The following is a 14,903-nucleotide window of genomic DNA, read 5'->3' as shown; positions in this document are numbered from 1 at the left end:
TCCCCCTTTTCTCAGTTTTTTGGTGCTAGTTTGAAAGCACTTTATCCATCAAGTAACTGAAAATCGCATAACTCGCAGCCCCCGTAGAGAATGCTCGAAACTGATTCGTAAAACCTTTTATGAGTTGAACACTGCCCCTCGAAAAAAGGTTAGATTCAAACGAATCCTTTAGTGCTTCGAAGAAAACTTCTCCAAACTCTAGAAGCCGCCCATTGACTACAACTGCTTCGGGACCTACAATGTTTGAAACAAGAGCTGCGATACGACCGAGTTCGTCACCCACTCTCCTCAGAACAGAATTCATTTTTTGCCCACCGTTGAATCTCCTGTCCAAGAAATCATCGATTTTCCCGCAGTTGACTCCGATTTCCTTGTTCAAGTCACTGACGACCGTATCCAGACTAAACCGGCTATTCTCAACTTGGCTATTGCAGAAGCTCTTGATAAGAGCGTAACTGATCTGACCGGAATATCCGGAGCTTCCGCTGTAGATCTCGTCGTTCAATATGATCCCTGCCCCAACACCTTCATCAAAATACATACTGATGAACGATCTGATATCTCTGCATTTTCCAAAGCACTTCATTCCGAAGGCTGCGCCATCGGCATCACTGACGAGAAACACGGGCAAACCAAACTTTTCGCGGGTAATCTCTCCCACCGGGAAATCCTTCCAGTCGCTCAAACCGTAGGGGGCGTAAATCACTCCTTTATCTTTATCCAGAGGAGAGGGAGCTCCAATACCGATGACATCGACATCAATGCCATTTCTGAAACATTTGTTCAGCAACCTCTGAACGACTTCAAAGAGATGGGCAGTAGCATCAGCTCTAGTCAGGTTAGAGACTTCTTTGCTCACCGATTCAAGGAGCTTACCACAAGCCGTCATGACCACTCCAGATGTGCTTCCCCTTGCAAGATTCACTCCAATAGCTGCTGCAGCATCGCCCCGAACTCTCATAGGGATAGGTGTTTTGCCGACTAGACCCGTCTTCAAACCCGGGGTTTCTTCGACAATATTCAGATCCAGAAGCGAGGCAATTATGGCAGAAATTGTTGTCTTGGTGAGTTCGGTTTTCCTCGCGATTTCAACTCTTGAAATATCCGAATTTGCGAGCAGAAGCTGTATCACTCTTCCTATGTTCTTTTCCCTAAGATCACCGGGCTTCGTTATCACTTTCGGGCACCTCTGAAACTCAATTTGATTATTTAGTAATAGTTTCTTACTAAATATTATATAGGACACGATGCTGAGTTCAAAGAAGAATCAAGTCCTATTATTCCCGTTGAGTGGCGATTATCTCAGGCCAAAGGTGATTAAAGTCAATGGTTGCCATAGCGCGAAAAGCAATGATGAGAAAGAGCCAAAGCACTTCTGAGAAATATCTTTCAGGCGCTTTAATCGCTAATCATAGATCCCCTGTTGGCACGAGATTGCATTGCATATAATGACAGAATTGGTGAGGGAGTGAGTGAACTTGACTATGAGTTGTTTCATGTGCACTAGAAGACGAGGGTTTTCTCTTATCGAAATGCTTATTGTTCTCGCGGTACTTGCCGGCCTTATCGCTGTCATTGCACCTATAGGGGTGAATACGCTTCGGAAATCACACGCCGTTTCAGTTGCAAAAGATCTTAAGACGCTTTCCAGTGTTTTTTCAAGTAAGATCTACCTGGGCGGGGAATTGCCCGAAGTTATCGGCGAACTCGGGAGAAATGTTGATGGCCGTTCCTTCGGCGCCGCATGGAAGAAGAACGATGATGGCCAGTACAACTACTTCGTATTCACAAATCGCAGTGTAGACTTCGAGACTGTCTCGGGTGTCCTAATCGATTCAAGACAGGGAATTCCCTTTGGAATAGACGACTTCACTTTTCTCGACGGTGGGTTGGGAAGAGAATCACTTGATTCCGAAACTATTTACTACAGTCTGGTAGGTGAAAATTCCGTCGCCCCGCTCACCGAATTCGGATCTACCTTCGATGAAATAAGCGAAGGATTGAAAACTCTTATTCAAGAGTTTTTCGTGAATCACGGACGATACCCCAGAGATTGGATAGATAGGGAGTCCGGCATAGACTATAGGTTTGAAGATCTCTCGCTTGACGCTTCTTTCTGGGCTAATAGTGCATTTGGTGGCGTTGTTTATAAGCCGGCAGGTAAAGTTCTCAGAGTCAGTCCAGACAATGGTTATAAGTTTGTCTTTAACTTTCTGGGATCATCTGAAAAGGGCGAACTTACCGAGAGGCTAAATTGGGACCTGATTTACAACATCGGAAACGACTCCGCAGACACTGACTGCTGGTATTTTCACAGTCTCGAGGGAAGAAAGATAGATATCTCAACCCTGGAAATAGTGAAGATCAGCTAAATGGGTTAAATGGAGACACTAACTCGACCAAAACTTGACCGTTTCAGTTTTGACAAAGGACTGAGACGGTGAAGCAAGTTCAGATTATGGTATGCGACGTTTTACAGCTAGACAAACAAAGTCATTCGAACTTGTTTCGGGACCCGGTTTTGGATCGGTTGCGCGTTGTGCGTAAAGATTACACAGATTTGAAGGTTTTTCCATAGCATCTCCATCGGGGGCTGAAAAAAGTTCATGACGGAATGTGGCATTCTCGGAATTGCCAAACGTTGTCGTCATGTTAGTATTCTTTCAAAGACTATTCGAATCGTGACGCGAAGCGGTTTTCGGAATAACCATCGCTATCATTCCCGCCATGACTTCTTGGAAGTCCTTCACGTTGTGATCCGAACTTGTTTCGGGCGGGATCTTCGAAAAGCGGCAGGGTCGAGGGTAGCAGGTACGGTTGGAAAAACTAAAGAACGCTCTTCTCCCGCGAGCGGAACTGGCCAGTCGAAACATGACTGACCTGCGAAAGCAGACTGGCTTCTGAATGACTCCCGCTGAAAGCGGCATCACTTCCCTGGATGTTCCTCCAGGCATCACTTCCCGACTCAGTCGCCCTTGCCTCCTGCCAAAGGAAGCCTTGAATCCACTGATGTTCTTCAGTGCATTGCGCCCAATAATCTATTTTTCCTCGCGCCAACGAGCGTCGCTTCCTGCCGTAGGTAAAATCACTTTTGCCTTGTTGATTGATCCCGGCGGACGGTGGACCGTTGACGAACAACGTTATTTTATCAGCGTTCACGGCTCTTTGCCCGGCGAAGTCGGCAATGGTCTTTGCGAAGCAAAGGCTGCTGCATGAAGTGCGACTTGCCAGGCGGAGCCGACTGGCTTTCTAATCGCATCTGGCGATGGCATACCCCAGCCCCGAGACTCTATATCCGTTTTTCTTGGCTCTCTATAACAAGCTCTTTCAACTCCCTGCCATCGAAGACTCTTATCAAGTGGTTATTGGTATCGGCTATGTACAGTAATCCTTTGTGAAACTTGACGTCATTGGGTTCGAACAGGCCGAGGTTTGAACATTTATCGCCGTCCAGAGTACATGTACCCTCCCTTAGGTTCTTTATTACCGTCTCGACGCGCCTGATTCCGAGATCGATCTTCCTTATTGCGTGATTGTAAGTGTCGGCTACGTAGAGAAATCTGCCTTCACCGTGAATTCCAATAGGATGCTGGAACAAAGACCTCTTGAGAATCCCGTCCACATAACCGAAGGAGAATAGACCACTTCCGGCAACTGTTTGTACCGTCCCGGCTTCCAGATCTATAAATCTGATTCCAGAGACTTCAGAGTCGGCCACATATAAGCTGTTTCTATCGAGAAACAAACCGCTGGGCTGCGCAAAATTAGCGTCTTTCAGTTGCCCGTCTTCGACGTTCTCTATTCCGCTTCCCGCAAATGCACTTATAGTGTTGTTTTCAAGATCCAATCTCCATATTTGGTGCATTCCCGCCATTGCAATGTACAAGAATCTGCCATCAGTTTGGAGATCCCAGGGCGAGTTAAGTCTTGCTTTCGAAGCGTCTCCATTGTAGTTCCAATCGTAGTCCTGAAATCCGTCGCCGGACAGTGTACTGAGATACCTTTGGTTCATATCTGCGATACGTAATGCGTGGTTCTCGGTGTCGGCAACGTATAGTCTGCCATTAGAGTAGACTATTCCTTGAGGTTTGTTGAGGCGCGCATTTTCGAAAGACCCGTCCTCTAAGCCACTTTGACCGCTCCCGATCTGATCGATTGCCTTCGCCACAAAAGGAGTAGAAAGCTCCGTTAAGAGTATCCTATTGTTATTCGTATCGCTTATGAATAGATTCTCTCCGTCGCCAAAGGCAATCTTCCCGGGGAAAGAGAGATTGGATTCACTCTTGGAAAGCTCTAGCTTAACCGGGATTCTCTTCTGGCTAAGAACTCCCTTCCTCTTTCCTTCTTCGAGAGCCTTTGAGATCTCATGTGAAAGGTATTCTCGCTTTCCCTCTCCCGATGTCTTAGACAGTATCTTTCCATCAGGCCCAATAAGAACATATGAGGGCCACGCACGGATCACATATCTTTCCCAGAGGAAGTAATCATTATCGATTACTACCGGATGTTGGATCTCATATCGTTGGACTGCCGCTCTTATGTTACGCTCATCATGCTCATTTTCGAATTTCGCCGAATGGACGCCAATTACTACGAATGGGCTATCCTCATACTTCTTTTCGAGCCATTTGAGGTCCGGAATAACATGAATACAGTTTATACAGCAGTATGTCCAGAAATCGAGCAGAACCACATAACCCTTCAGATCAGCAAGGGTCAGAGGTCTCTCGACATTTATCCACTTGCAAGACTCCGGAAATTCTATCGCTCTTCCATACAAATCGATCACCTCTTTCGAGCTTTGACTATAGAAGAAGGATAATGGATCATGCTCTTCCGTTCCAATGGAAAGGATCGCCTCTGTTATTAAAGAAGCTTTCAAAACATTCTATTTGCTTGCACAGAGTCAGCCAAAGAGCCCTTCTCAACAGCGCCTTCTTACAGATAGTCTTGCAGATGAATTCCAAATGATCAGGCTCCTTCAGGAAGGAGAATCAAGGCGGTCGAAGGAGACAATGAGCATAAAAAAGCAGCGATGTTAGGCCCTTGAAAACCTTCAATTGGAGCACTTCACTTATGCATTACGCTTGTGGAGTTCCTTATCGTAAGCTTGACATCGATAATCGTATCGGGGACTTCCTTTCCAGACAGTATCTTTGATAGAGCAACCACCGATTCCGACCCGAGGGTTCTGGGATCCTGATCGACGGATGTTAGCGTGGGAATCGTTATCGGAGCGATGAGGTTGTTGTCATAACCCACCACAGATACCTCATCAGGGACGTTGATTCCCTGATCAGTTAAGAAACCTATGACGCCTGCCGCGACAAGATCGTTAGCCGCGATCACCGAGTCTACTTCAACCATTCTCTCAAGAAGCTCTCTCGCTCCGTTGTAACCGGCCTCGTAATCGTATCCACATATGACAATGAGCGACGGGTCGTACTCTATTTTTTCCTCTTCGAGAGCCCTTCTGTACCCCGTGTACCTATCGAGCGTCGTGTATTTGCCGGCATCCTCGCTCGAAGCCACTTCACCAATCGTGTCTATGGTACATGGGCTGGACCAGAAGCCGGCGAGGAAGCCAACCCTCTTCCTTCCCAGTCTGAGCAAGTACTTTGTCGCAAGATACCCGCCCTTAACGTTGTCAGTATAAACATGAGGCTTAGACTTGAAGACGTTTCGCCTTCCGACAACTACTATCGGGAGCTCCTTGAAACTCTCTATTTGCGGAAGAGGATCCCCGGTGGAAACCGGACAGTAGATGAGACCATCCACAACCGTTCGAGAGAGACTGTCGATCGCAGCTTTTTCGACTTCCCTCTTTCCGTCGGAAGTGGAGATAATTATTACATGATCGATCTCTCCCGCCTTCAGAATGGCTCCCGCAATCATCGCGCTGAAAAAGGGTTGGGAAACATCTGGAACTAGCATGCCTATGACATTAGTGGTCTGGCCCTTCATGAATCTGGCTCCAACATTTGGTTTGTAATTGAGCTTTTTGACTGCATCCCAAACTTTTACCTTCAAGTCTTCTTGCACAGGCCTTGAACCATTTAGGACTCGAGAAACCGTTGCGGCCGAGAGGCCGGCGTAATCAGCAACCTGTTTTATGGTAACCCTGTCGCTCTTTCTTACAGCACTTCACCTCCTTGACCGGAAAAGGACTTGAGAAAAGGCAACGCCACTAAGCTTATTATAACCAGAAGAGTAACTATGCCAAAGGTCGAATTGAAAGCTGCAAGGTCAATCTCCGCTCCCCCACTCGAAGAGAAACGCTGCATCAGGAATCCCGTGCCAGACTGAAAAATGATTACAGAGATGAAAGTGAAGAGGTTCATACCTCCAAAGAGAGAACCTCCACGGCCTCTGGCTGCCAGATCGTTGACACCTGCAGTAAGATGATCGTAGGTTATACCGGCAAAGAATCCCAAAAAGAATCCGACCAGTCCCGGTATAAGAATCGGCAGCCGGCTCCTCATAGAAAACCAGAAGAAAACCCACGAAGCACCATAGGAAACACATGAAACGGTTATCGCAGGGAGCCTCAATCTTGCCGGCCTTGCGATGTATGCCCCTACAAAGTTTCCGACCATCACTCCTATGCTTATCAGCGTCGACCATAAACTCGCCGTTCCATACGAAACACCGTAAGAAGTCTGGTACCAGGAAACAGCCCAGAGACCTTGCAGTGACATCAGGGCACCAAACGACGTTCCCCAAAGGACAAGCATCAGCTTTAGCTGCCTCGACCTGAGGATCTTTCGGAATGAATTTTTTAGATTATCTAAAAAACCTTTTCTTTCAATTTTGCCATCAATTGAGATCACAGGATCTCTCCTCCTGAAAGCGATTAGAGACGCTGCAAGAGCAAAATTCAAGAAGGCGAGAAAGACGAAGACATTTCTTCTGCCAAACTCGTCGAGAGCAAAGGCAAGAGGAGCGACTGAAATCACCGCGCCAAAGTTCCCAAGAGTGTAAGTGATTCCCGAAAAGAATGAGTATTTGTCTCTGTGAAAGGAGTGCGACTGGTAAACAAGCACTCCGGAAAGCATTGGCGCAAGTCCAAAGCCCGTTAAAAGACGACCTACACCTAGCATCGTCGGATTCGAAGCGAAACCGAAAAGTAGCGCCCCGATTCCGGTTGTAAGCATCCCTAGCGAAACTATCCTAAGCGGTCCAAATCTGTCGTTGAGTGCGCCGCTTATCGGTTGCATGAATGCGTACGCGTAGAAATACAGACTGGAAATGAATCCGACAAGGGAAGCGCTCATTCCCCATTCCGTCGAAATCGCAGGAAGGCTTACAGAAGCGGATACCCTGAAAAAATACGAAAAGAAATATGCCGATACAAGCAGGCAGTATATTGGAATCTTACCCTTATTGTTTGAAATCATGGCTCCTCTTTCACTCATATATTGCCTCCAATATCTGGAAAAGCTTTTCCCAACATCGTGAAATTGCACCGTTTTCCCCATATAATTTGAATTATCTCTTTGAAAACTCAAAGAAGCCTAAGTGAAAAACTCTCGTAAAAAGAACAGTAGCTTTCTTCTTTACTTTTCGTAAATAGTATACATTAAGAGTTTGGTGAAAACAAATATCTGTCTCAGCTTTTTGGAATTTCCCCATCTTATGAAGTATAATCTATCTGATTGAAATGGCAAACGTTTTCCGATTTCGAGGAGGTGGATTGTTGTGAAGAAAGTTCTTCTGTTTTCGCTAGTTCTTGTTATTGCTGCATCAGTTCTTGCATCGTACCCTAACAGGTCAGTAACTCTCGTTATTCCATGGGCGGCCGGCGGGATCACCGACAGAGTGGGAAGGGCATTTGCACCTTATCTAGAGAAGTACCTGGGAGTTCCCGTTGTCGTTCTGAACCAACCGGGCGCTTCCGGAGCAATTGGAACGGATTTTGCTTACTCCAAGCCGGCAGATGGGTACACGCTACTTCTCTCGGCAGAGACTCCAGGAGTCTTCAGAGTTATGGGAACGGGCAAACTTGGCTTCGATAACTTCGAAGGAATTATAATGCTTGTGGAAGATACGAAAGTGGTCGTCGTTCCGGGCAACTCGCCGTTCCAGACTATGGATGAACTCGTTACCGCAATTAAGGAGAACCCCGGAAAGATAAAGATGTCATACTCTGGCCCTGGGGCCAGCGGACACATCCAGGGACTTCTGCTGAAAGAGGTTGGTCTTGATGTTTCCATGACCCCGTTCGGCGGCGGCAGCCCTGCCATGCTCGCAACAATAAGCGGTCAGGTTGATTTCACATTCGGCAACATCGGCACGGTTCTCGATTACTTGAAAACCGGTGATCTGAGAGCCCTTGCCGTATACACAAAGGGAGAGAGATCTCCTGCGATTCCAGATGTTCCTCCAATTGCGGACGCGATTCCCGAAATGGCGCGTTATCTGCCTTTGACATTCCCGAACTGTATTCTTGTAAAGGAAGGAACTCCGCCGGAGATCAAACAGGTTATTCTCGAAGCCGCTCAGAAGGCAGTTCAGGATCCGGGATGGATCGAATTCACCGAGTCAAGCTTCTACAACAGAATGCACGACGTTCAGGGCGACGCTGTTATCGAATACTGGAACCGCTGGACCTCGATCGTTGCATGGCTTCTCTATAACGCTGGAGTGGCTCCCAATAGTCCTGCAGACTTCGGAATAGAGAGATTCTGATCTATCGACGGTAGACTTCGTGTCTACCGTCTTTGGAGGTCATTATGAAAGAAAAAACGAGTGGTAGTCTCAATTTCCAGATAATCGAAGGAGCCTTCTTTGCTGTAGTCGGTGTCTTCATAATTGTAGTCTCATCTGGGATGAACCCTTACGGTTCCTGGTCACTTGCGCCCGGTCTCTTTCCATTGATAATGGGTGTAATACTTTTAGTGCTTGCAATATCTCTAATATTCCAGGCGGTAAGAAGCAAGAGTTTCAAATCGGGTGGTTTTGACAAGGTTGATTGGCTCAGAATTACAATTTCAATGGCACTTACGTTCATATATGTCTGGCTTCTTCCGATGATTGGCTTCATTGCTATTTCAATTCCTTATCTGGCCTCGATGCTGCTCCTACTTGGAGAGAAGCGTTGGTGGCTGCTGGGCATAATCTCTGTGGGGACTACTCTTGGCCTGTATTACGCCTTTGGTGTTCTACTGAGTGTCTACCTGCCTTGAGAAGGTGATGTGCAAATGATTGAACAGATACTCGCCGCGATAGATCTCAGGTTCATTTTCCTGGTATTTGTCGGTGCCTTCGCCGGACTTGTTGTAGGCGCAATGCCGGGGCTTTCCGTCACAATGGCCACCGCAATTCTGGTTTCGGTAACTTTTACATGGGCGGTCAACGACGCTATGGCTCTTATGATGGGGGTGTATGTCGTCGGAGTCTTCTCCGGGGCTATATCCGCGATACTCATAAACATCCCAGGAGCTCCCGCATCGGTCGCAACGACACTTGACGGCTTTCCTATGACCATGAAAGGACAGGCCAGAAAGGCTTTACGAGTTGCTACCGTCTATTCTTTTGTTGGTACCCTTTTTGGTCTGATAATGCTGGCCTTACTCGCAAAACCAGTTACAAAGATTGCCCTACAGTTCTCGCCAATGGATTACTTTCTGCTTGCCCTCTTCGGCCTTACCACTGTCGGATCCTTGACGTCAAAGAACTTCCTCAAAGGATTGATCAGTGCAACACTGGGAGTAATAATAAGCTTGATTGGAATCGATCCGATTATGGGCACACCGAGATTCACTTTCGGCTCGATGAAGCTTCAAGCAGGTATTTCGCTGATAGCAGCTCTGATCGGCCTGTTCGGTTTTTCGGAGATTCTCGTTCAGATAGGGCAGCGCTCACTCGAACCGATAGCCGGTAAGCTGGGGAAAGAGAAGGTCGGTTTTCGGCAACTTATGAGGCACATTCCCCTTTCACTCCAGTCGGCTGTGATAGGGACCTTCATAGGTGCGCTGCCAGGCACGGGAGGCCCAGTAGCTTCTCTAATTGCTTACGATCAGGCGAAAAAGACGGTCAGAAAACCCGAAGTTCCATTTGGCGAAGGGGCCGTTGAAGGGATAGTTGCAAGCGAATCTGCAAACAATGCCTGCATAGGAGGCGCACTTATACCCATGCTGACACTTGCTGTGCCCGGAGACGCCGTTACTGCCGTTCTTCTGTCTGCAATGTACGTCCACGGCTTGAGACCCGGTCCTCTGCTTTTCACGCAGACTCCCGACCTCTTCTACGTAATACTGGCTGCCGGGTTAATTGGATCGTTGTCGATAATTGCTCTTGGAATCGGTGTGGCTCCACTAATGGCAAGGATGGTACTGATTCCGAAGAAGATCCTCCTTCCTGTGGTCGCAATCTTGTGTATAATCGGCGCTTATGCAATAAATTCAAGTGTTTTCGACGTCCTGATTATGGCCATCTTTGGTCTAATTGGCTTCGTCATGAGAAGGAAGGGATACTCGGTGGCGCCAATGGTTCTCGGTATTGTGCTGGGATCATTGATGGACGCTAACTTTAGAAGGGCGGTATCGCTTGCTTCGGCAGGAGACAATCTGATAATCTCAATGTTCTCAAGACCCATCAGCATTATTCTTATTGTCTTCATTCTTATATCACTGTTTTCCAATTTCAAGTTTGTCAAGACCGGGGTGAGAAAACTCTTCTCCGGAAGGTCTGACAAAGGAAAGGAGCATTGAAAATGATAGCCTTTGCTTCAAAGCATAATCTTTCGGGTAAGCTCTCTGTGCCCGGTTCAAAGAGCCATACAATAAGGGCGGTCCTGATCGCCGCCATGGCAAAGGGACTCTCAACCATAAAAAACCCTCTTCCGAGTCAGGACTGTCTTTCGGCGACGAGAGCTGCCAGGGCATTCGGATCCGATGTGAAAATTGAAAAGGGAGTATGGACGATAAAGAGCAGCCCCGAGGGCCTAAAGATTCCCGACGATGTCATTGACTGCGGGAATTCCGGAACTACCTTCTATTTTGCCACGGCGATCTCAGGAACTTTAAGCGACTACGTTGTTCTCACAGGAGATTATCAGATTCGTAGAAGACCCGTTGTGAAACTGCTGGAGGCAATGAGAGAACTGGGGGCCTTCGCCGTCACGACGAGAAGTGACAGCGATGCGGCTCCCGTCATTGTAAAAGGACCAATGAGGGCAGGGACTATTGTTTTCGATGGAAAGATGTCACAGTACATTTCCGGAATGCTCCTGGCATCGGCGAGGCTCGAGGGAAAAACCAGGATCGAAGTTCAGAAGGCCATAGAAAGGCCTTACCTCCAGATGACCGTGGATTGGATGTGCAAACACGGGATAGAAGTTAAGTACGATGAGAAGAATTACAGTTTCTTCGAAGTGGAAGGCCCTCAGAATTACAAACCGGTCGACACTGCTATTCCCAGCGATTGGGAATCAGTCGCTTTTCCACTGGTGGCTGCGCTCGTAACTGACTCGGAGTTAGTAATAGAGGACCTGGATCTCTCGGGCAGCCAGGGCGACGCCGTAATCATCGACATTCTAAAAGAAATGGGCGGAAATGTAACTCTAAACAGATCCAGCAACTCTTTGAAGGCAGTTGGAGGAAATAAACTCAGGGGAATCACCATAGACTGTTCAGACATTCCCGATGCTCTGCCCATACTCTCAGTTGCCGCCTGCTACGCTGAGGGAGACACAGTATTGACCGGAATTGAAAGTATAAGGGTAAAAGAAACCGACAGAGTCGAGGTCATGAGGAGAGAACTCTCAAAAATGGGCGCGTCGATCGAGGACACAGACCATGAGATGATCATTCACGGTGGAAAGAAACTGATGGGTGCAAAGGTCCAGAGCCACGACGACCATAGGGTTGCAATGTCTCTCTCAGTCGCTGGTCTATTCTCCGAAGGAGTAACCGAAGTCGGCAACGCCGAATGCGTCTCGGTGTCTTTCCCTGGCTTCTACGAGCTCATGAACAGCGTTGGAGCTGGCTTCCAAACGAAATAGAGAGCCCACGCCTCTAATGGGTCTAGAATCATACAACTGAGCAGGAATCAAGGGGGAAAAACAAAACCCGGCGAAAAGGCCGGGTTTTGTTTTCAGACTCATGCAAAGGATCTCAACAGGTCTATATCAAAAACAATGAACTACGTACAGTTAAACTATCTCATTGATGTGCCCATCACTTCAAGGATATTTGATTCCGGAGAAGCAAATGGAAGGTCCTCGTTTCCGTACAGCCTCTCGTCGTAGTAGTTGCGACTTCTGAAACCGACAGTTCTTCCGGCGGGGCCTGTTTCAGAAGTTTTTCCGGCGGGGCCTGCTTCAATAGAAACCATGGTACCAAACAGATGCCTGAATCCCAGATCGACACTGTAGTCATCGTAGCGATCTATGAGAATCTGTCCCGTATTGCTATGCCCGCTGTTCTTCCCGAACGCGAAGAGATTAGTGAACAGCTTAATATTCTCAATAGCGTCTCTGCCACTTGGACTGCTCTGGTAAGGCATTACAATATTCCCGTTAGTTGCTACAAGGTTCAGCATGTCATTCAGAGAGGCGTTCGCCGCTGAAAGGTTTGGGTCGTAATTCGGGTCAAAAGCAAGTCCTGACTCATCTACATAGCTTCTGAAAGTTGAATCATTCAACATGTCGTTATATAAGATATCTCCGTAGATCCTGATATCTCCTTCTTTTGACCTGATTGTGTATCTCCCGTCAATTACAGTTGCTTCTCTGCCCAGCGTTGTTCCGACCCCTCCAGGTATTCCCGCTCCACCCGTTTCTATATCTTCCTCAACCACGTAGTATCCTTTGTTCGAGAAAGAGGTCGCCTCGGTAGTGAAGGAAGGATAGTCTTCTTCGTTCTCTGAGTTGACTTTCATTATGACGGTAGTATCGAAATTCATTTCGGAAAAACCGTCGGACGGAGTTATCAAATACATGTCGACATCTGCATCTGCAATCTTTTGTCCATTACCACCACTTCCACTTATCACGTCCCAATCAGACCATGGAGAATAACTCCATTCAGACCATGTTGTTATTGCTACAGGCGCCTCGATGCTTGAATTGTGACTCCATGATCTGGGCCCCTTTTGAGATGGGCCACTCTTACCAGTGAACCTCCATTCCCATCCGGTGAAGTTAAGAGAAAAAACAACTGTTGACATTTCATATTCCGTGGGGTATCTGTTCGCAACTCGAGTTCGTTCTCTTATCTGTTGGCTGCCACCTGATGATCTTACTTCCCTATCCCACTTGAATCTGATAACTGAATAGGGGACTGAACTTTCAAAACCGCCAGTGCCTACAAGACTGTTCAGAGACGATCCCAAAAGTACATCCGACGATAAATTCACGTTATCCGCATTGTCCAGTATTCTGACGCCACCAGTAATTTCAGTTTGAGTAATCGTTCTTCTCTCCTCAATAATCGGGGATTCATTCACCGAGAGCGTTATGTCATCACTATTGATTAGCTGTCTCAATTCATCATACGTGAAAGTTTCGTCAGTTATGTTATGATTCTTCCCAAGAATATAATTCGCAGAGAGTTTCCGGTGATCATCATCAATTATCCAGGCTTCAAATTCATCTAGAAAGTCATTGCTATTGATTAGAAGAGCTTCAAGCCATTGCGTGTCTTCGTATCTTATCTGCTGTAACGTTTCAGTCTCAGTGACTTGAGAACCAGAGCTTCTCTCCGTGTCTTTCAAGTATAGACCGTGAGAATTCTGAGGAAGAGTTCCTCCCGTTTCAATGGCATTCAACATATCTTCCAGCGAGGTCGTATTTGAGTAGTGGCTTTGATAGTATTCTTCCATCTCATCGAATCTCGTTTCTAGGTCCTTTATAGTTTCTTGACTAACCTTGACACTCCCTGCTCGCAGAAACCAGGGTAAAAAACGGCTGTTGAAATCCCCCGAAGAAGCGTTGTCTACAAAGTCGATAACTGAACCTTTCACTCTCATTTCTTCTTCATCTTCTTCATAAGAATCTGCAACAATTACCTCATTGAACCCCTCGAGAAATATCCATGTTTCGCCATTCTCCACGTGTACTGCATAGTGCTTGTCCTTGAACCGTTCATCATCGTAATCACCGTCGCCATCCGTATCAACGCGTACTGTCTTTTCTGCTTTCCAATTCCCATTAAGTGCAATGTTTGCATTCTCGTACCAAACCTCACCATTGAAGATCGGTCCATCACCAGAAATATCGTCAGGATCAGGCGGAATCGTTGCGTTCATTCTGAAACCGCCATTTCCAGCTCCGCCCTGACCTACGGACCCGAAGAAAGTCGGCCCATATATCACCGATCCAGGATACCAATGGGCAGTTGAGTTACTTTCTAATTCAAATCTCGACCAATTGCTGAAGAAACGCGGGCTAACAAGACCCCAGAAGTAAGCACTCATATTCCCCTTAGAGGTCCTCACGATCGCGAGAAGTGTGTTTGGAGATGATTTGTAAGGGATTAGAACCATATCGTCGAACGTTCCTTCGGTCACTTCGTCAAAAACCTTAGTCAAATCAATTCCCGGCCTGTAGAACTGCTCGTTAGAAAATTTTGAAAACAATTCCTTCCAAGCGTTGTATTCGAGGGTATCAGTAACGAAAAGACCGAGAAAATCATCGTACATTGTGGGGGTAGAAGTAAGTGACATGTAAAAATTATCGGTTGATAAATTGAGATAGCTTTCTTCAGCAAATTTCCTCTTCAGATACCCAAAATTCGCGAAGAATGCATTCCCCCCGTTCACCTGCAATTGTGCCTTGCTAATCCTCTGAAATAACTCAGAGGTAGTTGAAGAAGTTCTGTTTAGAAGCGCAACTGAGATTACTGTAACTGACATCATTATTATAAGTGTCAACGGCAAAACAAGCCCTTTTCTCATGCGGT

10 protein-coding genes are annotated in these 14,903 nt (G+C 46.9%); 5 read left to right on the top strand and 5 right to left on the bottom strand.

The window, feature by feature from the left end; genetic code table 11:
- Window positions 1-25 precede the first annotated feature (25 nt).
- Window positions 26-1,177: an ROK family transcriptional regulator gene (locus Y696_RS07430; protein WP_121510127.1), complete on the bottom strand. Its 1,152-nt coding sequence runs from the start codon at window positions 1,175-1,177 to the stop codon at window positions 26-28.
- 295 nt (window positions 1,178-1,472) lie between these two features.
- Between Y696_RS07430 and Y696_RS07425 the strand changes: the two genes are divergently transcribed.
- Window positions 1,473-2,372 (top strand): type II secretion system protein, encoded by a 900-nt coding sequence (locus tag Y696_RS07425; protein WP_121510126.1) that lies wholly within the window; start codon window positions 1,473-1,475, stop codon window positions 2,370-2,372.
- A gap of 917 nt (window positions 2,373-3,289) precedes the next feature.
- On the opposite strand, the gene Y696_RS07415 is transcribed toward Y696_RS07425, so the two are convergent.
- From Y696_RS07415 to Y696_RS07400, 3 genes are all read right to left on the bottom strand, one after another.
- Window positions 3,290-4,780: a thioredoxin-like domain-containing protein gene (locus Y696_RS07415; RefSeq protein WP_121510124.1), complete on the bottom strand. Its 1,491-nt coding sequence runs from the start codon at window positions 4,778-4,780 to the stop codon at window positions 3,290-3,292.
- 290 nt (window positions 4,781-5,070) lie between these two features.
- Window positions 5,071-6,114: a LacI family DNA-binding transcriptional regulator gene (locus tag Y696_RS07405; RefSeq protein ID WP_121510123.1), complete on the bottom strand. Its 1,044-nt coding sequence runs from the start codon at window positions 6,112-6,114 to the stop codon at window positions 5,071-5,073.
- Between the two features lie 20 nt (window positions 6,115-6,134).
- Window positions 6,135-7,415: an MFS transporter gene (locus Y696_RS07400; RefSeq protein WP_121510122.1), complete on the bottom strand. Its 1,281-nt coding sequence runs from the start codon at window positions 7,413-7,415 to the stop codon at window positions 6,135-6,137.
- Window positions 7,416-7,698: 283 nt separating this feature from the next.
- On the opposite strand from Y696_RS07400, the gene Y696_RS07395 reads away from it, so the two are divergent.
- The 4 genes from Y696_RS07395 to aroA are packed head-to-tail and all read left to right on the top strand — an operon-like array spanning window position 7,699 to window position 12,004.
- Window positions 7,699-8,688, top strand: coding sequence for a tripartite tricarboxylate transporter substrate binding protein (locus tag Y696_RS07395; RefSeq protein WP_121510121.1), 990 nt, complete (start codon window positions 7,699-7,701; stop codon window positions 8,686-8,688).
- 44 nt (window positions 8,689-8,732) lie between these two features.
- Window positions 8,733-9,185 carry a tripartite tricarboxylate transporter TctB family protein gene (locus Y696_RS07390; RefSeq protein WP_121510120.1) on the top strand — a complete coding sequence of 151 codons (453 nt, stop codon included), beginning with the start codon at window positions 8,733-8,735 and terminating at the stop codon, window positions 9,183-9,185.
- Between the two features lie 15 nt (window positions 9,186-9,200).
- Window positions 9,201-10,712: a tripartite tricarboxylate transporter permease gene (locus tag Y696_RS07385; RefSeq protein ID WP_121510119.1), complete on the top strand. Its 1,512-nt coding sequence runs from the start codon at window positions 9,201-9,203 to the stop codon at window positions 10,710-10,712.
- Between the two features lie 2 nt (window positions 10,713-10,714).
- Window positions 10,715-12,004, top strand: a complete 1,290-nt coding sequence (gene aroA, locus Y696_RS07380; protein ID WP_121510118.1) for a 3-phosphoshikimate 1-carboxyvinyltransferase — start codon at window positions 10,715-10,717, stop codon at window positions 12,002-12,004.
- Between the two features lie 155 nt (window positions 12,005-12,159).
- Here aroA and Y696_RS07375 read toward each other — a convergent pair whose 3' ends face one another.
- A complete protein-coding gene (locus Y696_RS07375; RefSeq protein WP_121510117.1) occupies window positions 12,160-14,898 on the bottom strand; it encodes a hypothetical protein in 2,739 nt (912 codons plus the stop codon).
- Window positions 14,899-14,903 lie beyond the last annotated feature (5 nt).

The organism is Mesotoga sp. H07pep.5.4 (assembly GCF_003664935.1).
GTDB classification, from domain to species: domain Bacteria; phylum Thermotogota; class Thermotogae; order Petrotogales; family Kosmotogaceae; genus Mesotoga; species Mesotoga prima.
Note: the sequence above shows the minus strand (reverse complement) of the source record. Positions and strands in the feature narration are given on the sequence as shown.

Excerpts from the sequence above, each read along its gene's own strand:
- Y696_RS07400 (WP_121510122.1), bottom strand. The coding sequence starts at position 7,415 with ATGAGTGAAAGAGGAGCCATGATTTCAAACAATAAGGGTAAGATTCCA.
- aroA (WP_121510118.1), top strand. The coding sequence starts at position 10,715 with ATGATAGCCTTTGCTTCAAAGCATAATCTTTCGGGTAAGCTCTCTGTG.
- Y696_RS07390 (WP_121510120.1), top strand. The coding sequence starts at position 8,733 with ATGAAAGAAAAAACGAGTGGTAGTCTCAATTTCCAGATAATCGAAGGA.
- Y696_RS07385 (WP_121510119.1), top strand. The coding sequence starts at position 9,201 with ATGATTGAACAGATACTCGCCGCGATAGATCTCAGGTTCATTTTCCTG.
- Y696_RS07375 (WP_121510117.1), bottom strand. The coding sequence starts at position 14,898 with ATGAGAAAAGGGCTTGTTTTGCCGTTGACACTTATAATAATGATGTCA.